We start from the raw sequence: 19198 nt of genomic DNA, 5'->3' as shown, positions 1-19198 counted from the left end.
ACGATCTCATAATCCATTGGTCGCGGGTTCGAGCCCCGCCCGCCCCACGACGAGGTCCGGTGTTCGCGATCTTCACCCGGCAATGGGACAGCAGATGTCCTCGACAGCGAGCACACTGAAGCAATGTGGAACCGCGGCGAGGTGGCACCGGCAGCAGTAGATTGCGCGAGCACGTGACGTCACCGGAGCCGCCGACGGCATCCGACCACCCGCCGACGTGGAAGTTCGAGTACCCGATTTTTCACGCCGAGACTCGGACACAGTGGCGTACTTGGCTCGAGCTCCATCATGCATCCACCCGTGGCGTGTGGCTGTGTTCGTGGCGCAACACCACCACCCGGCCACGGTGCCCGTACCCGGACGCCGTCGAGGAAGCCATCTGCTTCGGTTGGATCGATTCCACCGGCAGCAACTTCGACGACGAGCGCAGCCTGCAGATGTTCACACCACGCAGGCCCAAGAGTCCGTGGACCCGGCTCAACCGACAACGCGCAGCCGATATGGAAGACAGCGGCCTCATGACCGAAGCAGGCCGACGTGCCATCGCTGCCGCGAAGGCCAACGGCTGGTGGACGATTGCCGATCAGGTCGAAGACCTCGAGGAACCACTCGAACTCGCAACTGCCCTGAACCGAGACCCGAACGCCCGGAGCACCTGGGACGGTTTTCCGCCCAGTGCCCGCAAACAGATGCTGTGGTGGGTCGTCAGCGCTGCGCGAGACGCCACTCGCTCAGCTCGAATCGCGCACATCGTCGCCGAGGCCGCGGCCGGTCGGCGAGCCCGCGGCTGAGTGCCGTCGAAGCATCGCCGCCCTTCGATACAGCCGCGACCAAAGGACCAGCAACGCAGCGGTATTTGCCCCGAACCACAGCCACGTCACGAACGCGGCCACGACACCGGTGACGAAGAATCCCAGTAGCAGTGGCACAACCCAGCCGAGGACGTAGGCCAGGATCGTGACGACCGCCGCGACTGCGCACCGCCCCGGAGACCACCGGACCATGTGCAACGCAGCGCGAAACGGATTTCGGTTGCCGTCGACCGCGGCCGGAAGTATCAGCAGCGCAACCAGAATCACGATGGCCGGGAGCAGAGGGAAAAGAATTGCCAGCGCAACGGCCACAAGAGTGAGCACTACACACCACACCAGGACGCGCGGCCGTCGCCATGCCCGACCCAGTGCACCGGACGCTTTGCCGTCCACCACGTCGAGTGCCGTCGATGCGGTGATCCACAGTGCGATCACCAGTGCCGCGGCGGAGGCCGCAACCAGCCCCGCGAAACCGAGGGACGACGTCGGAACCGGATCCCCCAGCACGGTCAGCGCCTGAACCAGTGCCGACACGACCACCACGGCAGCGAGAACCACACTCCCCCTCACGGTGCACCGACCGTCGAATTGCGATCGAGCACGTCCTGCACCGACCCCGAGTAGAGGACCTCCGTACCGACCTTGACTTCGACGGTGCTCGCGTCGTCCGAGGTGGCCGAACCTGTGATCGCCTCGTTGTCGGTTGTCTCCCCGGCACATTCGATATCGGCTCCGGTACCCGAGCACACCGGTGCGACCAGGATCTCGATCCCCTTCTCGAACAGGACGTCGTTCACTGCGTAGCGGAGGTCACCGAGCTCGGCACCACCGACCGGGGCGAGTGCGGCGGTCTGCGAGCACCCCGCGCACGCCACCAGCACGGACAACAGCAGGATCGTCCTGCGAACACTGTTCATCGGCCCTGCCTCGTCTCGTAGGCGATCAGTCTGGCGTGCTCGTCCAGGTGTTGCTGCTCGAGGGCGGCGTCGGTGATGCTGCTCAGATCGAACGGTGCAGGCAGGAGCAGCTCGGTGTTGCGATCGAGGCGCGAACCCCTCCGCATCAGCGGATTCTCGGCCCAGTCGTTGGCTGCCAACTCACGGCTACGGGACGCCAGATCCAGGTAGCTGCCACTGTTTCCGGGCGTGACCGGAGATGCGTGATCGAGAACGGTGGTGAACAGCGACAGTGTCCCGTCTCGGTTGTCGACGATCTCGACCACCTGCTGCTGCTGCGGGAAATCGATGCACGACGCGGTGGTGATCTCCCAGAATCCTCGTCCGTCTCGCGAGTGCGCCAGAATTTGGTTCTGGTGGGTGTGGCCGTTGAGCCAACCGATCACCACCGGATACTTCAGCAGCAGATCGACGAATTCGTCTGCGCCGTAGAGCTTCACCGATTGCCCTGGCCGCTGTGCTCGGTTCTCCAGTGTCAGGCTGTTGTGGTGCGTGTAGATCAGTACGAGCTTGTTCTCGGCCTGCGCCCGCTCCAATTGCTGGGTGAGCCATTCGAACTGGTTCTCCGGAACCGCACCGTCGGGACCGGCGACGGCATTGCACGTGTCCAGCCCGAACGTGCGAATGTTCGGGGTGGGGTCTGCGGTCCACCAGGTCTCGCCGGAGTCGAGGTTGTGTTGGGTGAAGCCGTGACCGATCGGACCCGGCGTCGGGGTGGTCTCGAAGTGCTCCGCCATGAACTCGCGTTGCTCGAACAGATATCGAGCCGGATCGGCGGACACCGCGCGAAACCCCGGTCGCGCACCGGATCCCACGCCGAGCGCATCGACCATTCGTTGCAGCGGACTGGCCGTCGAGGCGTAGCCGGCCAGTGCCGAGGTGGCTGTCGCCTCGAGCGTGTACGCCTTGCGACCACCGACAGCGAGCGCGTGCAGTTGCGAGGACAGATCGAAGGTGCCGAGCAACAGGGTGTCGTGGTTGCCGTACACCGAGTACCACGGCACGGGTAGACCCACCGATTCGACGGTGCCCGATATCGCCTGGTCGAGGAGGTCGGGAAGCGTCGGGAATCCGTAGTCGCCGAACGATCCTCCCGACGGGTCACCGGGCCGATAGGCCCACTGCGCCTCCGGCCAGGCCTGAACACCCTCGAAGACGTTCGCGGCCCCGCTCGTCGGCCGAACCGGGACTCCGTCGAGAACGTCTATGTACCAGCGTAGTTCGAGATGAGAATGCATGTCGGCGCTGTCCCCGGTGACCACGGCCGCCCCCATCGGTGCGCCGGTGACCGGGCTGATCCGCGCATCCGCGAACGCCTTCACCATCGCCGCGGTGACGTGCACGGTCAGCGGATCCTGCGGATGGAACGCCGAGCCCCAGGCGGCGTGGTCGGAAACGATCATGGGCTCGATGCGTCCGGGCGACTGCGCGTCGATGACGTGCATGTCCGAGAGGTGTCCGAGGTAGAGCAGCGACCGGCGCGCCTGCACTCTCGATGGACTCGGTGCTCGTCCGAGGACGTCGAGGCGAGCGACGTAGGGCTCCCCCGGTCCGGTACCGAGTACGCGGTACTTGCCCGGCCCGGTCGAGGTTCGCAGGATCGTCTGCGCCAGTGTTCCGGTCCCGTCCGCCTCCACAGGTTGGGCGCGCGCAACGAGAGCCTGACCCAGCACGTGGGGTGCAATTCCCCAGGCCGCCGCGAGCGCGCCCACCCGAGCGATGAAGTGTCGACGCGACAGCCCAGCCATGGAACTCCTCGGATCCTCGAGAACGGCACCACGTCCGCCTCGCATCCGACGAGGTGACTGCCTATTTTTACAGGGCCGACGGCAGACAGGCTCGATTTCGGATCGTTCAGGGCACCACGGTCACCGGCCAGCGGCCTGCTTTGACCAACCGCACCGCCACCGAACCTGCGATTCGGTGGCCTGCAGTCTCGGACGCCCCCACCACGACCGCGTCGGTGCGCAGTTGCTCTGCCACGGCGATCAGCCCGTTGTACGGGTCGCCCTGCGCGGTCCGGAACTCCCACCGCACGTGTTCCCGATCCCCGAATCGTGCAGCGGAGGCACGGACGTACTCGAGCAACTCGTCGGCGATCTGCTGGCCGGTTTCGACGAGAGAGATGCCGGCCTGGCCCCACGACGCCGTCGCAATGGGTTGCACGTACACCAGCACCAGCAGAGACCGCTGCCTACGAGCGAGCCCTGCCGCATAGGCGGCGGCGCGCCAGGAGGAATCGGAACCGTCGACACCCACCACGATCGACTTCGGACCGTCGTGGCCGTACTCGAAACCGGTGGATCCTTGTGCGTCGCTCACCAGTCGAGGCTACTGCTGAGACCCGTCCTATCGGCCACCCGATCCGGTGACGGTACGGTTGATGCACTCCGAGTCCCGGTCACTCGATGCTCACACACTGGACGGAAGTAACCAATGAACGACGAATCGCAGCCGAGCGGACCTCCAGCCGTTCCTGCAGGCTCCACCGACGGCCCGGTGACCGACCCGGCCACCGTGTTCGCCGCACTGGCCGACATCGTGTACCGAGGCAGCAGCGCGGAAGAGATCTACACCGCGATCTGCAATGCCGCCGTGCTGATCGTTCCCCACTGTGATCACGCCAGCCTGATGCTGATGCGTCACGGAAAGCCCGTCACCGTCGCGGCCTCCGACGACGTCGCTCGTGTCATCGACGACATCGAGCGCGCCACCGGCGAAGGCCCGTGTCTGGACGCGATCACCAGCGAGGCGGCGCAGCTCGAGGCCGACTTCCGGACACCGACGCAGTGGCCCGCGATGGCTCGCGGTGTGTTGAACCGCACGCCGGTGCGAGGGGCCATGGGATTTCGCCTGAAGGTGGACGATCAGAAGGTGGGCGCGCTCAACCTGTTCACCGACGAGCCGGGTGTGTTCGACGCCGACAGCGCGAGCAAGGCGATCATTCTGACGGCGTTCACGGCCGTCGCCGTTGCTGCGGTCATGAACGGTCAGGAGGCGTCGACTCTGCGTGACGGACTCGAGAGCAACCGTGAGATCGGCAAGGCGATCGGCCTGATCATGGCTCTGCACGATGTGTCCGGCGACGAGGCGTTCGCCCTGTTGCGTAAGTCCTCTCAGGACCTGAACGTCAAGATCGCCGACCTCGCAGCAACCGTGGTCGATCGGCACAGCAAGGGCTTGAAGTCCTGAGCTGTGCGCTCAGTGCCCACTCTGGACCTTCTTGGGGAGCGCGAACACCAACGCCAGTGCCACGAGACTGAACGCGGCACTCACGGCCATCGCCATGGCCGCGCCGTGCAGAAAGCCGGAGCCGACGGTATCGGGGCCGGTGATGGTCAGAGATCCGAACAGCACACTACCGATGACGGCGATGCCGATCGCGGAGCCGACGCGCTGCATGGTGGAGATGACCCCGCTCGCGGCTCCCGCGTCGTCGCGATCGACGGTCGCGACGATGAACTGCGCGTTGGGTGCGATGAACGCGCCGTTGCCCAGACCTGCGATGAACAGTGGAACCAACAGCGTCCAGTGCGAGATCGTGTCGGCGGAGCTGGTCGCAAGGATGATCCACAGCCAGATCAGCCCGATCGAGACGAGCGAGGCCCCGAGTACGAGAACGGTACGACCGAGCCGGATCGTCAGCCTGTTGCTCTGCGAGGCGGCAATGATGCTGCCGATGGCGAACGGTATGGACACCAGTCCCGATGCCAGTGCCGTGTTGCCCAGCCCGGTCTGCCACAGCAGCGAGATGGTGAAGAAGATGCTCGTGAAGGCGGCGAAGTAGACGAGCGCGAGGATCACACCTCCGGTGAACGCGGGACGGGTGAACAATCGAGGCGGCACCAACGGATTCTGTCCGCGGCCGCTCCGGATCACTTCCCACCGGCCGAACAGCGCGATGAGGCCGAGGCCTGCGGCGATCGTCAGGTAGGTCCACATCGGCCAGCCCGATTCCTGGCCCTCGATCAGCGGAACGAGCAGTGCGATGAGTCCTGCCGAGATGAGCAACAGTCCGAGCCAGTCGATTCCTGGGCGGGCCGTCGGTTCGGTGTCGGTCTTGCTCGGGAGCAGCACTGCAGCCGCGACGAGACCGACGATTCCGATCGGTAGGTTGACCCAGAAGACCAGCCGCCAGCCGTTCTCGTCGCCGAAAGCCTGGATGATGAGGCCGCCCGCGATCGGTCCGAGCGCAGTCGAGACGCCGATGACCGCGCCCATGATGGCGAATGCCTTGCCTCGCACCGGACCTGGAAACAGCAGTTGAATGAACGCCGTGACCGCGGGGACGAACATACCGCCGGCCAGACCCTGCACGACTCGCGCGACGACCAGCTGCAGATCGTCCTGAGCCAGCCCACACGCGAAACTCGCGAGGGTGAAGAGGGCGAGCCCGGTGAAGAAGACCCACTTGTGGCCGATCCGGTCGCCCACCTTGCCTGCCGGGATGAGAGCCAGGCCGAAGGCGAGTGCATACCCCGAGATGATCCACGACAGAACCGATTCCGACGCTTCCAACGTGGTGCTGATCGTCGGCAGCGCCACGTTGACGATCGTGGTGTCGAGCAACGCCATGAACATTGCGAGCAGAAGGACCACGAGCGCCTGCCAGGCGCGTTTGGGAACCTCCGTTGCCGGTGGGGTTGCAGAGGCGATGCCGTCGGTCACTGTGTTGTCCTTCGTCGTTGTCGCCGGGCGGTATCGGCCGACCGATCCTCGGTCACTGGCCGATCATTGCCGTTGCGACGAAGACCCACGACAGTCCGCCGGCCAGAACCACGAACGCCGATGCGACGATTCGGCCACCCCACTGAGTCTCCACGAGGGATGTCTCCACGACCGATGTATCCACGACCGAAGTCTCGGCACGAGTTCCCTCCGAGACGGTTTTCGCGCCCGCCGTATCCATCGTCGTCATGATTCGATTCCCACCCTGCATCCGCGACCCTCGTCATTTCCGGCCGGTGGATACCCTGGGAACCCGCGCCGAAACTACCGTGCCGCGACAACTGCCTCCAGCGCGTCCAGAAATGGGTGCTGCGAGGCGAGCAACTTCGCTCTCGCCTGAGCCAGTGGAAACCACTCGACGCGGTCGACCTCGGGAAACGATGTCATGATGCCGGATTTCGGAGGCCATTCGATCTCGAATGTGTTGCTCACCGCATTCGACACATCCAGATCGGACTCGACGCCGAACGCGGTGACGATCTTCCCGCCGCGCTGCGTGACCGTGCCGAGTTCGATGTGATCTCCCGCGGGAACGTCGATCCCGACTTCCTCGCGAAATTCTCGCTGCGCCGCCGTCCACGGGTCTTCGCCGTCGGTGATCAGACCTTTGACGATCGACCAGGCTCCGTCGTCCTTGCGAGCCCAGAAAGGTCCGCCGGGGTGAGCGATCAGCACATCCGGACCGTCGACTCCGACGCGGTACAACAGAATTCCTGCGCTCGTATCGACCATGGTCTCAGCCTGCCATCAATCCGGAGGAGAATGTCTTGCTGCACGCCGTGCCGCGAACCCGGGTAACAGTTATTGTCGACCGATGCAGGAGCGTGCAGCGTCCACCAGGCAGGCCGTACTCGAAGGTGCTGCCGCCAGTTTCGAGAAGTTCGGTTACGGCACAGCAAGTTTGAGCACCATCATCGCCCATGCCGGGGTCAGCAAAGGCGCGATGTATTTCCATTTCTCGTCCAAGGAAGATCTGGCGCAGGCCGTGATCGACGCGCAACTGGCCATGGCGGCGAGTGCGAGCGCCATCGTCATCGAGCGGACGCCGAAAGCGTTGGACGCCTTGATCCTGGTGAGCAAGGAGTTGGGACGCCAACTGCAGACCGAATCGATCGCCCGCGGGGGTATGCGGTTGACTTTGGAGTCGGCCATCGTGGGCAGTCCCAATGCGCAAGCGTTCGAGGACTGGGTCGGCAAGATGGGCGATCTGGCCGCACGCGCTCAGGCCGAGGGCGACATCGTCGACGGTATGGACGCACTCACGCTCGGCCGCTACATCGTCGCGTCGTTCACCGGCGTGCAGACGGTCTCGGAGATGCTGACCGGACGTGCCGATCTACAGCAGCGGCTGACCGAGATGTGGCAGATGTTGCTGCCCGCTGTGGTGCCGCGCCGACGCCTCCCGCGGGCGATGTCAGTTGCCGAGGACGCCCTTATCGACTGGAGCGATCGGTAGGAGCCAACCACGGTTCGGACGTCGCCGTGACGGACATCGCCGACAGCACCGCGCCGTCGTGCTCGAACTGAATACGGAAGACGCCGTCGGTGGAGTCCGTGTCGACGATCACCGAGCACGGGTTGGTCCACTCGGCGAATCCCATGAACCTCACCTCGCAGGAGGTGAAATCCAGTGCCGGTGTTCCGGTGGCCAAGCGTAGAGCCTGACGGGCTGCCTCGAGCATCGTGACGCCCGGCAGGTACTCGACCGAATGGTCGAACATCGCCAGGTTGCGCGGATCCGGCGCGACGACGATGGTTCCGTCGGATGTGTGCCGCGCCAGCACCACGTCGGACGGATCGAGGCGTCCGACGGAGGACGGCGGGACCACCTCGGTTCCGGCCGGCAGGAAACGGAAGTGGGGGTCGGCAACGGTCGACTTCCGAACCTGCGAATACACCTCGGGTCCGATGGTCCGGACCGACGCCGTCCCCGACGCGACGAGGTGGGTGCCGTTCAGGAGTCGGGCCGAGAGCTTCATGTTGTCCAGCGACTCGTTCTCGAACGTCACGTCGGTCGTGATCGACTCTGCGACGAGCGAGTCTTCGATGTCGTCGACCGACAGCGGGTCCAGGATCTCGAAGCGAGAGTGCTCGATGAACACCACGTGATCGAGTGGCACGCCGTGGTTGACGTGGGAGAAGAGGCTGATTGCCTGGCGTAGAGCCTCGGCCACCATCAACGAGTCGTGGGTTCGGCGAACCGGCGCGAACATGCGATGCGACGTGGGGAACTGGACCGCCGCCCGATGGGTGCCGTCGACGGTCTCGTAATCGGTCAACAGAACGTCGGCCGGAGACCGCCGATGCACGAGGTGTCGTGGAACGGTTGCTGCGTAACTCAAACTCATGAAGCCCCTTAAAACCGACCGACCCGGTTTTTAATAGCACTGTCGAGCCACCGGGATCGCTCGTTCAGTATGTCGCGGACGACCGACAAAACTGACATCGGTCGACGGGATTCATTCATTCGATATACAGAAATAACCGTCACGATCTGTTATCTAGCTCGAACTCGCGGTACCACATGTCCGGTACGTTCCTGCGCCGCGCCTGGGCTCCGGTGGCCTACCCCCGACAGCAAAAATCCCCACCCGGCGAACCGGACGGGGACTGCGCTCCCCCACCTGGACTCGAACCAGGAACCCTTCGATTAACAGTCGAATGCTCTGCCAATTGAGCTATGGGGGATTACCTCGCGGCGTCACACTCTCGTGCGAGCCGTTGGAAACAATAGCGCACACCCCCTTGCTACTACCAAATCGGGTTCTGCCGAGTACCAAATCGCCCTGCTCGAGGTTCGTCGGGCAAGATGGAAGAACAGCCGCACGCCCTATGGGAGGACCTACTGATGATTCGTTTGGTACTGGCGGCCGGAGCTGCTTACGTACTCGGTGCCAAGGCGGGACGTGGCCGGTACGAGCAGATTCGCAAGACGGCGAGCGCCGTCGCGTCGAGCCCGGCCACCAAGAAGGCGATCGAGGTCGGCCGTCAGAAGCTGTCCGATTCCCTGAACACCCAGCCACGACTGGAACCGATGAAGCCGATCGACGACGAGACCCAGGTCTTCGTTCCCCGCGATCAGCTGCGGCGTTAACCGACCTCGGCCACACTCCCGACGGCGAGCTCGAGCAGACTGCGGCGGTACTGCTCGAGGGCGATGAGGTCGCCGAACAGCGCGTTGTAGTCGTCGGGTTTCTCCACCGGCGACATGCGCTGCAGTTTCGATTTGAGTTCCGCCACCTGTTGGCCGACCCACACCTCCTGGAGTCGCGCGAGCACGCCCGAGATGTAGCGGGTGAGGGCGTCGTCGGCCACGCGCATCGGGTCGACGGCGAGCTCGGTGACCAACGACACGACAACGGTGTCCTTGGCCTGTTTGGCCACGGCGTCGACCCACTCCCCTCCGCCCAGCCCGGCAGCGGTGCCGCCGGCAGCGGCCACTGCGTCGCGCACAGCCGCGTACGCCGGGTGATGGAAGCTTTCCGGCGGGAGCGAATCGAACACCGTTCCTGCCATCGCGGGCATCTGCAATACCGCCTTGAGCGCTTCCCGTTGCGGCCACAGGGACGGATCGGTGGGATTGGGACGCGGCGGCCCGGCGGGGGCTTCGGCGGGCGCTGCCTGACGCTTCTCGAACGGCACGCGTTTTCCACTCGAGTCGCCTCGGGCACCCTTCTTCGCCTCGTCGCGCACGCGGGCGAGCACCATCGCGGTGTCGTCCCACCCGGTCCAGCCGGCGAGCTGCCGCGCGTACTCGTCCCGCAGCGACGCATCCTTGATGCGGGCGACCACGGGGACGGTTCGCTTCAATGCTTCGACGCGCCCCTCGGGCGTATCGAGATCATGTTCTCGCAGCAGCGATTTGACGACGAAAGCGAACATCGGAGTGCGCCTGGCCACGAGATCGCGAACGGCGTTGTCGCCGGATTTCAGGCGCAGATCGCACGGGTCCATTCCGTCCGGCGCGACGGCGACGAACGTCTGACCGGCGATCTTCTGATCACCCTCGAATGCCTTCATCGCGGCCGCCTGGCCGGCCTCGTCGCCGTCGAAGGTGTAGATCACTTCACCGCGAAAGTAGCTGTCGTCCATCATCAATCGACGCAGCATCGCCAGGTGATCCTCGCCGAATGCGGTTCCGCAGGACGCCACCGCAGTCTTGACGCCTGCCAGGTGCATCGCCATCACGTCGGTGTAGCCCTCGACGATGACGGCCTGATGCGATTTCGCGATCTCCTTGCGCGCCAGATCGAGGCCGAACAACACCTGAGACTTCTTGTACAGCATCGTTTCCGGGGTGTTGATGTACTTGCCCGGCATCGTGTCGTCGTCGAACAGCTTGCGCGCGCCGAAGCCGATGACGTCGCCGCTCTGACTGCGAATGGGCCACACCAGCCGACGCCGGAAGCGATCGATCGGCGTCCCCCGCTTACCGGGTGTCGCCAACCCCGCGTCGACTATTTCCTTGGCCTCGAAGCCCTTGCCCAGCAGGTGTTTGGTGAGGGTGTCCCAGCCGTCGGGCGCGTAACCACAGCCGTATGCCAAGGCGGCATGCCCGTCGAAGTTGCGCTCGGTGAGGTAGTCCCGCGCAGCCTGGGCGTCGGGACCGCCGAGCCTGCCCGCGTAGAACTCCTGCGCGGCCGCGTTCGCGGCGATCAGGCGCGCTCGGGTGCCGCGATCGCGTTGAACCGACGGCCCGCCGCCCTCGTAGGAGATCGAGTAGTTCAACCGATCGGCCAATTGCTCGACGGCCTCGACGAAGGAGATGTGCTCGATCTTCTGGAGGAAGGAGTAGGCGTCGCCTCCCTCGCCGCAGCCGAAGCAGTGATAGTGACCGTGGTTGGGACGGACGTGGAACGACGGAGACTTCTCGTCGTGGAAGGGGCACAACCCCTTCATGGAGTCGCCGCCCGCGCGCTTGAGAGAGACGTAGTCGCCGACTATGTCTTCGATCCGTGTGCGTTCGCGAATGGCGGCGATGTCGCGTTCAGGAATTCGGCCGGCCACGAAGGGCAGTCTAGTCCCGATCCCGACGCACCCACATTCGGTCGCGAGCGGTCAGCCCCAGCTGGCCTGAGCTCCGAGGGAACGCTTGTCGATCAGTTCGAGTCGGCTCTCGGTGTACGACGCGATCTGGTCGACGACCACTCGGGTCCGTTCGGCATCGCTGTCGGCCCGCTGCCAGGCGGGCACCAGGATGGGGTCCAGCTCGCCCGGAGCCGAGCGCATCAACCACTCGGCGACGCGGTGGATGCGATCGCGCTGACGCTCCTGGCGGATCTTGTGTCCGGCGTCGGACATCACGTACCGCAGGGCCATGGTCTTGAGCAGCGCAACCTCCGAGCCGACGATCGACGGCACCACGAGATCGGCGTCGTAGCGACTCAACGGCGCGGTGCCGTACTTCTCGTGCGTGCCCTCGATGGCGGCGGTGGCGAAGCGGCCGACGAGTTCACTGGTCATGTGCTTGAGCGCTACCGATGCGGCGAGAGTTCCGTCGTAGCGTCCGACCGCGACCACGACGGGCATCCTCGACAGGCGATCCGCGGCCTCGATCAGTTCATCGACATCGAGTCCGCGAAATTCGGAGACGCCGAGTTCTGCGAGGGCGCGTCGCTCGATCGGATCGGACAGCGCCCGCAGGTCGATTCGAGCGTCGATCACACCGTCCTCGACGTCGTGCACCGAGTACGCCACGTCGTCGGACCAGTCCATGCTCTGCGCTTCGAGGCACTTGTGTTTGTCCGGGGCACCGTCACGCACCCAACCCAGAATGGCGGAGTCGTCGTCGTAGGCACCGAATTTCGCGCCCGGGGCTGGTCGGATCCAGGGGTACTTGGTGGCGGCATCGAGCGAGGCTCGGGTCAGGTTGAGCCCGACGCTGCGACCGTCGGCATCGAGGATCTTCGGCTCGAGTCCGGTGAGAATGCGCAGGTTCTGCGCATTGCCCTCGAACCCACCGCAATCCTGGGCCACTTCGTCGAGGGCGCGTTCGCCGTTGTGCCCGTACGGCGGGTGGCCGATGTCGTGCGCCAGCCCGGCCAGGTCCACCAGATCGGGATCGCTGCCGAGTCCTTCGGCGATGCTGCGGCCGATCTGGGCAACTTCGAGCGAGTGCGTCAACCGCGTGCGTGGGGTGTCTCCGTCTCGCGGTCCGGTGACCTGGGTCTTGTCGGCGAGCCTGCGCAGTGCGGCGCAGTGCAACACGCGCGCTCGATCGCGCGCGAAGGCGCTTCGGTGCGAGGCGTTGTCTGCCCCGGCCCGCAGTCCCGCGGTCTTGGGCGGTTCGGGGACGAATCGTTCGACGTCGTGGGCCGAGTACGTGCCGGTCATCTACTGGCCTGCCGTGTAGGAGAAGTCCGCGGTGAAGTGGGTCAGCTGATACCACAGCAGAGCGCCTGTCTCCCTGGCGATTCCGTGCGCCTGGGATTCTCTGGTGTAGACGGCCGGACCGGTGCGCGTCGGCGAGGTCCAGGCGTCCAGGCCCGCGTCGCGCGCCATGGTTCGGGTGCGAAGTGAATGCCACGGATCGCTGACCAACACCACCGACGACTTGCCCTGCTCGCGCAGGGTGTTGCTCACGGCCTCGATGCTCTCCAGTGTGTCCGAGCCGGTCTCGACGGCAACGATGGCGTCGGCGGGAACGCCCTGATCGATCAGATAGTTGCGGCCCGATGCGGCCTCGGTGAACAGGTCCCCCTCCTGCTTGCCACCGACGGTGACGATCTCGGGGGCTATACCCTGCTCGTACAGCGACGCGGCCTGGGACAGTCGTGCCTCGAACACCGTCGACGGCGTGCCGCTGTACTGCGCGGCACCGAGCACCACGATGGCGTCCGCCTTGGAATAGTCGTCGATGCGCGCTACCTGCCACACCCGCACTGCTGTTCCCGCGACCAGCACCAGCGACATCAGCACCACTCCCGCGACGAGCCGACCGGTCCAGCGTCCGAGCGTTCCGAAGAAGCCCAGGCGCTCGGGACCGGGGTCCGGGGCATACCGATCGTCGTACGGATCTCCGTACGAATCTCGGTCGAGAGTTGAATTCACCCCTCGAGTTTGCCAGGCCTGCTCGTCGGCGTGGTCACGGCGCGCCCCGAACGACCTAGAGCCACCCTCTGTCCTCGGCCACCCGTACCGCCTCGGCCCGGGTAGTGGTGCCGGTCTTACCGATGGCCGACGACAGATGATTGCGTACTGTGCCCTCCGAGAGGTGGACCTGAGCAGCGATGGATCCCGCCGTCCCGCCCTTGGCGGCCGCCCGGAGAACCTCCTGCTCTCGGGCCGTCAGTGGAGAGACGCCGTCGGTGAGGGTTTCGGTCGCCAGCGTCGGATCGACCACGCGAAGCCCCATGTGCACGCGCCGAACGGCGTCGGCCAACTGCTTGGCTGGGGTGTCCTTGACCACGAAACCCGATGCACCCGCATCGATCGCGCGCCGCAGGTAGCCGGGTCGCCCGAATGTGGTGACGATCAGCACTCTCGACTCCGGTGCGATCAGGGCCAGTTCGGCGGTGACCTCGATACCGTTCTTACCGGGCATCTCCACGTCGAGCAGGACGACGTCGGGTCGATGTTCGAGAACGGCAGCGGCGACCTCGTCCCCGCGTCCCACCTCGGCGACGACGTCGAGATCCTGTTCGAGCCCCAGCAGAGCTGCCAGCGCTCCCCGCACCAGGGCTTGGTCGTCCGCCAGCAGGAGTGTGATGGTCATTGCGCCTGCGTCCTATTCACCGTGTACCTCCACCCTGAAACCACCGGTCGGCACCCGGGCGATCGTCAGTGCACCACCCGCGGCGGCCACTCGTTCTCCCAGACCCCGCAGACCGTTGCCGCCGGAATCCTTGTCTGCCGGTCCCACTCCGTCGTCGACGATGGAGATGCTCGACGCCGTCAGCGTCACTCGGCAATGTCGTGCGCTCGAGTGGCGGACCACATTGGTCACCGCCTCCCGGATCACCCAACCGAACAGTTCTCGATGTCGCAGTGGCACCACGTCGGCGTCATCGGGAAGTTCGGCATCGATTCCCGCAGCGGTCAATGCGGTTCGTGCACTGGCCAACTCGGATCCGATGTCGACCTGTCGCATTCCCCCGACGGTGCTGCGCACATCGGCAAGTGCTTGCCGGGCAAGGGTTTCCAGTTCGGCGATCTCGACGGCCGCTCGGGCGGGGTCGATCTCGATGAGCCTGCCGGCCAGTTCGCTCTTGACGGTGATGACGGTCAGGGAATGACCGAGGATGTCGTGCACGTCCCGGCTCATGCGCTCGCGTTCGGCCACGATGGCCAGGTCTGCCAATTGTTGCCTGGCCACGGCCAATTCGTGATTGCGCTGGAAGACCTGAGTGATTCCCCAAGCCGCGGCCGCGCTGATCAGCAGCTGGAAGGCGAAGAAGTTGTCGGGCTCCCAGGAATCGACGAAGCGTGGAGCCGCTTCGACGATCACCACCATCGCCGCCACCAACGCCCAGGCCTGCCGGACCGGCAGGGTCATCATCGCCAGAACCGCTATGTAGACGGTCGCGCCGAAACCGGTGGTACCGACCAAGGCACTCATCGCGAAAGTCAGGGCCACCATCACCCCGAGCGCGATCCATGCCTGCGACGTCGGCAGTGGATGTCCTCGGCGGTGTCCGTTGCGGAAACGCCAGAAGGTGGATGTGAACACGACACCGAAGCCGAGAATCACGACGATCCCGAAGACCCGGGCCGGCACGGATTCCAGAGACAGAATCTCGTTCAACGGATAGATCAGATAGATGAGCCAGATGGCTCCGAACATCCAGCCGTACCGCCAGACCCGGCCCTCGGGGAGATCGGCGGTGAACGTGGTCATGTCGCCCACGGTATCCCTGTGGGCGACACGATCAGTGGTTTCGGTCTCAGGCACGCTTGGTGTCTCTCCGGAACAGCATCGCCGCGCCTGTGACGAAGATCGTCGCCCAGACCACCAGATTGATCACGGCGACCAGCAACGTTCCGGTTTCGGTCCCGGCGAACGCGGCCCGGGACACGGTGGCCAAGCCGTAGAGCGGGGTGAACTGGGCCAACATCGGGAACCAGCCGCTGTCACCGAGGGGAACGAAGAGTCCGCCTGCCAGCGCCAGGAACGCGAGCACGGGTCCGAGGATCTGCATCACGTTCTCCGAGGGCAGCAGGTAGCCCATGAACAGTCCGAACGCGGCGAACACCGCCGAGCCGATCCAGCCGATCAGGCCGCTGACGATCCACACCCAGATCGGCATGTCCGCCCCGAGGAACTTCGCGACGACGAACACCACCACGATCGAGGCCGCGCCCATCGTCATGGCCACGAGCACCTTGGTGACGATGTAGGCGACGGGCCTGAGCGGCGTCAGGCGAAGCTGTCGGCTCCACCCCTGTGCCCGCTCGACCGACACCATCGCTCCCCCGCTGGTCGTTGCCAGCATCGCTCCGTAGACGGCCATGCTGAGGGCGATGTAACCGGTGACGTTGCCGTGCGCAAAGGGATAGTCGGTGCGGAAGTCCGACTGCGTGCCGAAGATGACGAAGAACACCGGCGGCATGACCAACGTGAAGATCAGCGTGCGCTTGTTTCGGAACAGTCTGCGGATTTCGAGTCCGAGGAACGTGGTCGAGAATCCGCCCCAGGCAACGGCTCTGCCGGATGTGCGGGTGGTTGTGGACTGCGTAGTCGTGGTCATCGGATGCTCCCGGCGAGGTTGTTTTCGGAGTCGGTGGTCAGGGCGAGGAATGCGTCCTCGAGGTTGCGCGAGACGATTTCGAGATCGGTCGCGTGTGCGTCGTTGAGCAGGTACCGGGCCACCGCGTCGGAGTCGCGTCCGTGGACGATCACCCGGTCGCCACGTGTGTCGACGCGGTCCACTCCCGGCAGAGCCAGCAACACCGACTGGTCGACGCCGGGCAGTGTGGCGGTGACGGTGCGCCCTGCCGCCAGGTTCTTCACCTCGGCGGCGCTGCCGTCGGCGACGATCTTGCCGTGCCGCACCAGCACGATTCGGTCCGCGTACGCGTCGGCCTCGTCGAGGTAGTGCGTTGCGAACAGCACCGTTCGGCCGGTGCTGGCGTCCTGGCGAATGGCGTTCCAGAAGTCGCGACGTCCTTCGACGTCCATTCCGGTGGTCGGCTCGTCGAGCACCAGCAGGTCCGGATCGGGTAGCAGTGCCAGCGCGAATCGCAGTCGCTGCTGCTGTCCGCCGGAGCATTTGGCCACTCGGCGATCTCCGATGTCGGCGATGCCGGCCCGGGTGAGGACTTCCTTCACCGACCGTGTGCGGGCGAACAGTGCCGACGTCAATTCGACGGTTTCTCGGACGGTCAGGTCGCGAAGCAGACCGCCGGTCTGCATGACGGCCGAGATGCGGCCCTGGGCGATCGCGTCCGCGGGTGTTCCCCCGAACACCGACACCGACCCGGTGGTGGGTGTCGCCAGGCCGAGCATCATGTCGATGGTGGTCGTCTTTCCCGCTCCGTTCGGTCCGAGAAATGCGACGACCTCGCCCGGTTCGATGGACAGGCTGAGCCCGTCGACCGCCCGGACCGAGCCGTAGGTCTTGGTGACGTTTCGCAGTTCGACTGCCTTCGTTGTGGTCATGGGAATCACTCTGCTGCGATCGAGCAGCGTCGACCTCGTTCGAGCGTCACGATTGCGAGGTGACAACTGTCATGCATCCACATCGACCTGCTCGATCTACTCGCCGCCCAGCCGGTAGATTTCAGCGCATGGCAGTCCAGCACCGGCGGCACAGCAGCGCCACAGTCGTTCGAAAGTCAGCCGCCCGAAGCTCGGTCCATCGATTTCGTCGTCTCGCCGCCGTGGGTGCCCTGACCCTGTTCGCGGCGGTCCTGCTCGCGCCAGGGGTCGCCTCAGCAGAGGCTCCGTCGCGCCTGCCCACGCAGATCACCGACAACGTCCAGGCACTTGACCCCGACTCGATGGCCGAGGTACAGACCTCCGTCGACGACCTCTACGGCAGCAGCCAGCTTCGGTTGTGGGTCACGTACGTCGCTGACTTCGACAACATGTCGGCGGCGAGCTGGGCCGAGCAGACTGCATCGAGGAGCGATCTCGGGCAGCGCGACGTTCTGCTCGCGGTGGCGACCGTGGACCGTTCGTACTACCTCGGTGTGAACACCGGACTGTCGCAGATCACCTCGTCCGAGCAGGAAGATATTCGGGTCAATGACGTCGAACCCGCACTGCGCGAAGAAGATTGGTCCGGTGCGGCCATCGCAGCAGCGGGTGCGCTCGGCGATGCGTACGCCTCTAGCGGCAGCGGCGGCTCGTCCGCACCCCTGCTGATCGGCGTCGGCGTACTGGCCGTGGCCGGTGGCGGAGCCGTCGTCTACTCGTCGCGGCGCAAGAAGGCCCGCGTCGCCGCCGAGGTCGAGGCCGTGGCGAAGATCGACCCGAGCGATCCGGCCGCACTGGCCGCCTTCCCCATCGACGTACTCGACACCCGTGCCAAGGAAATTCTGGTCGAGACCGACAATGCAGTACGCGCCAGCGAAGAGGAATTGAACCTCGCTCGTGGAGAGTTCGGAGATTCTGCGGCCGCACCCTTCATCGCCGCCCACGACAACGCCAAACGGGCCCTCGCGTCCGCCTTCGAGATCCGCCAACGCCTCGACGACGCCATTCCGGAAACTCCCGATCAGCGTCGCGCGATGCTCGTCGAGATCATCTCCTCCTGTGGCCAGGCCGATCGCGAACTCGATTCGCGGGTGGAGGAATTCGACGGGTTCCGCGATCTCGTGATGAACGCAGACGCCCACCTCGACGAGCTGACCCAGGCGGTCGTCGGCTTGACGGTGAGAATTCCGCAATCCGAGTCGGTTCTCGCGCAGCTGCATTCGGAATTCGCCGCCTCCGCCCTGGCCTCGATCGCAGACAACGTCACGATGGCCAAGGACCGAATGGCCCTGGCCGAGGACAACATCGAGGCCGGCCGCAAGGCGGCAGCACTCCCGCCCGGTAAGCAGGGACCTGCTGTGACCGCCATTCGAACGGCCGAACGAGCCGTCGATCAGGCCAAGACCCTGCTCGACGGCGTCGACCATGCGCGAGACGACATCCGGCATGCCATCGCCACCCTGCCCGACGCCATCGCGGACGTTCGCCGCGACATCGAGCAGGCGCGTGGTTTGGCCGAACACGGTGGGGCCGAACTGCAGTCGGCCATGACGGCGGCGCAGGCGGCTCTGAAGAACGCAGAGACCGCGCAGTCCTCGGACCCTCTGGGCAGTTACACCGCGCTCGCGGCGGCCGACGCCGAACTCGAGAAGATCGTCGACGAGGCCTCGGCGGACAAGGCTGCCGAGGACCAACTGCGGGCCCGTCTGGATCGCGATATCGCGGCCGCTCAGGCGCAGATCACCGCGGCCGCGGACTACATCTCGACCCGCCGTGGCGGTGTGGGGGCCGACGCCAGAACGCGCCTGTCCGAGGCCGAACGCCACCTCGGCGCGGCTCGGCAGCTGGGCCAGGACAACCCCGACGAAGCCCTCAAGCATGCTCACGCTGCCAGCCAATTGGCCTCGCGCGCATCGCAGATCGCCCAGTCCGATGTGCAGAACTGGGAGAATCGTCACGGTCCTCGCGGCGGCGGCAGCGGCGGCGGCAACATCGCCGGCGCAGTGCTCGGCGGCATTCTGATCAACAGTGTGCTTCGCGGCGGCGTCGGTGGCGGCGGGTTCGGT

General features: G+C 65.4%; 20 protein-coding genes and 1 tRNA gene. 5 read left to right on the top strand and 16 right to left on the bottom strand.

Translation table 11 applies throughout. The features are described from left to right. Window positions 1-173 precede the first annotated feature (173 nt). Complete coding sequence (locus CH276_RS14015; protein WP_094628869.1) at window positions 174-791, top strand: YdeI/OmpD-associated family protein; 618 nt, start codon at window positions 174-176, stop codon at window positions 789-791. Here the strand turns inward: CH276_RS14015 and CH276_RS14010 are convergent. The 4 genes from CH276_RS14010 to CH276_RS13995 form a co-directional block, all read right to left on the bottom strand. Beyond that, window positions 732-1382, bottom strand: a complete 651-nt coding sequence (locus CH276_RS14010; protein WP_141214710.1) for an EI24 domain-containing protein — start codon at window positions 1380-1382, stop codon at window positions 732-734. The genes CH276_RS14015 and CH276_RS14010 overlap by 60 nt on opposite strands. After that, on the bottom strand, window positions 1379-1729 hold the full coding sequence (locus CH276_RS14005; protein WP_032394469.1) for a hypothetical protein: 351 nt from the start codon (window positions 1727-1729) through the stop codon (window positions 1379-1381). The genes CH276_RS14010 and CH276_RS14005 overlap by 4 nt, the downstream gene beginning before the upstream one ends. Continuing rightward, window positions 1726-3516: a TIGR03767 family metallophosphoesterase gene (locus CH276_RS14000; RefSeq protein ID WP_094628867.1), complete on the bottom strand. Its 1791-nt coding sequence runs from the start codon at window positions 3514-3516 to the stop codon at window positions 1726-1728. The genes CH276_RS14005 and CH276_RS14000 overlap by 4 nt, the downstream gene beginning before the upstream one ends. Before the next feature lie 106 nt (window positions 3517-3622). After that, entirely contained in the window at window positions 3623-4090 is a 468-nt protein-coding gene (locus CH276_RS13995; RefSeq protein WP_032394471.1) for a universal stress protein, read from the bottom strand. Window positions 4091-4204: 114 nt separating this feature from the next. Between CH276_RS13995 and CH276_RS13990 the strand changes: the two genes are divergently transcribed. Then, window positions 4205-4960: a GAF and ANTAR domain-containing protein gene (locus CH276_RS13990; protein WP_032394472.1), complete on the top strand. Its 756-nt coding sequence runs from the start codon at window positions 4205-4207 to the stop codon at window positions 4958-4960. A 9-nt stretch (window positions 4961-4969) separates the two neighbouring features. Here the strand turns inward: CH276_RS13990 and CH276_RS13985 are convergent, their stop codons facing one another. The 3 genes from CH276_RS13985 to CH276_RS13975 form a co-directional block, all read right to left on the bottom strand. Next, window positions 4970-6436, bottom strand: coding sequence for an MFS transporter (locus tag CH276_RS13985; protein ID WP_094628777.1), 1467 nt, complete (start codon window positions 6434-6436; stop codon window positions 4970-4972). A gap of 52 nt (window positions 6437-6488) precedes the next feature. Then, a complete protein-coding gene (locus CH276_RS13980; RefSeq protein ID WP_032394474.1) occupies window positions 6489-6686 on the bottom strand; it encodes a hypothetical protein in 198 nt (65 codons plus the stop codon). Window positions 6687-6760: 74 nt separating this feature from the next. Continuing rightward, window positions 6761-7228, bottom strand: coding sequence for an NUDIX domain-containing protein (locus CH276_RS13975; RefSeq protein WP_032394475.1), 468 nt, complete (start codon window positions 7226-7228; stop codon window positions 6761-6763). Between the two features lie 82 nt (window positions 7229-7310). On the opposite strand from CH276_RS13975, the gene CH276_RS13970 reads away from it, so the two are divergent. After that, entirely contained in the window at window positions 7311-7952 is a 642-nt protein-coding gene (locus CH276_RS13970) for a ScbR family autoregulator-binding transcription factor (protein ID WP_032394476.1), read from the top strand. On the opposite strand, the gene CH276_RS13965 is transcribed toward CH276_RS13970, so the two are convergent. Both CH276_RS13965 and CH276_RS13960 read right to left on the bottom strand, forming a co-directional pair. Further along, on the bottom strand, window positions 7930-8844 hold the full coding sequence (locus tag CH276_RS13965) for a ScbA/BarX family gamma-butyrolactone biosynthesis protein (protein ID WP_045194788.1): 915 nt from the start codon (window positions 8842-8844) through the stop codon (window positions 7930-7932). The genes CH276_RS13970 and CH276_RS13965 overlap by 23 nt on opposite strands. 267 nt (window positions 8845-9111) lie before the next feature. Further along, window positions 9112-9184, bottom strand: a tRNA-Asn gene (locus CH276_RS13960). A 160-nt stretch (window positions 9185-9344) separates the two neighbouring features. Between CH276_RS13960 and CH276_RS13955 the strand changes: the two genes are divergently transcribed. Beyond that, window positions 9345-9590 carry a hypothetical protein gene (locus CH276_RS13955; protein WP_032394749.1) on the top strand — a complete coding sequence of 82 codons (246 nt, stop codon included), beginning with the start codon at window positions 9345-9347 and terminating at the stop codon, window positions 9588-9590. Here the strand turns inward: CH276_RS13955 and dnaG are convergent. The 7 genes from dnaG to CH276_RS13920 are packed head-to-tail and all read right to left on the bottom strand — an operon-like array spanning window position 9587 to window position 17093. Beyond that, on the bottom strand, window positions 9587-11503 hold the full coding sequence (gene dnaG / locus CH276_RS13950; RefSeq protein WP_094628775.1) for a DNA primase: 1917 nt from the start codon (window positions 11501-11503) through the stop codon (window positions 9587-9589). The genes CH276_RS13955 and dnaG overlap by 4 nt on opposite strands. 51 nt (window positions 11504-11554) lie before the next feature. Continuing rightward, entirely contained in the window at window positions 11555-12829 is a 1275-nt protein-coding gene (locus tag CH276_RS13945; RefSeq protein WP_094628773.1) for a deoxyguanosinetriphosphate triphosphohydrolase, read from the bottom strand. Then, window positions 12830-13546 (bottom strand): YdcF family protein, encoded by a 717-nt coding sequence (locus CH276_RS13940; RefSeq protein ID WP_094628771.1) that lies wholly within the window; start codon window positions 13544-13546, stop codon window positions 12830-12832. A gap of 55 nt (window positions 13547-13601) precedes the next feature. Then, window positions 13602-14210: a response regulator transcription factor gene (locus CH276_RS13935; protein WP_094628769.1), complete on the bottom strand. Its 609-nt coding sequence runs from the start codon at window positions 14208-14210 to the stop codon at window positions 13602-13604. Between the two features lie 12 nt (window positions 14211-14222). Further along, entirely contained in the window at window positions 14223-15332 is a 1110-nt protein-coding gene (locus CH276_RS13930; protein ID WP_094628865.1) for a sensor histidine kinase, read from the bottom strand. Window positions 15333-15378: 46 nt separating this feature from the next. Beyond that, window positions 15379-16182: an ABC transporter permease gene (locus CH276_RS13925; protein WP_094628767.1), complete on the bottom strand. Its 804-nt coding sequence runs from the start codon at window positions 16180-16182 to the stop codon at window positions 15379-15381. Continuing rightward, entirely contained in the window at window positions 16179-17093 is a 915-nt protein-coding gene (locus tag CH276_RS13920) for an ABC transporter ATP-binding protein (protein WP_094628765.1), read from the bottom strand. Before CH276_RS13920 ends, CH276_RS13925 begins: the two co-directional genes overlap by 4 nt. Before the next feature lie 221 nt (window positions 17094-17314). On the opposite strand from CH276_RS13920, the gene CH276_RS13915 reads away from it, so the two are divergent. Next, window positions 17315-19198 (top strand): TPM domain-containing protein (locus CH276_RS13915; RefSeq protein WP_254925921.1); only part of this gene is annotated, 1884 nt, incomplete at its 3' end.

This window comes from Rhodococcus sp. 06-470-2 (assembly GCF_002258235.1).
Lineage (GTDB): Bacteria > Actinomycetota > Actinomycetes > Mycobacteriales > Mycobacteriaceae > Rhodococcoides.
The sequence above is the reverse complement of the archived record's forward strand: the minus strand, read 5'-3'. Positions and strand labels throughout refer to the sequence as shown.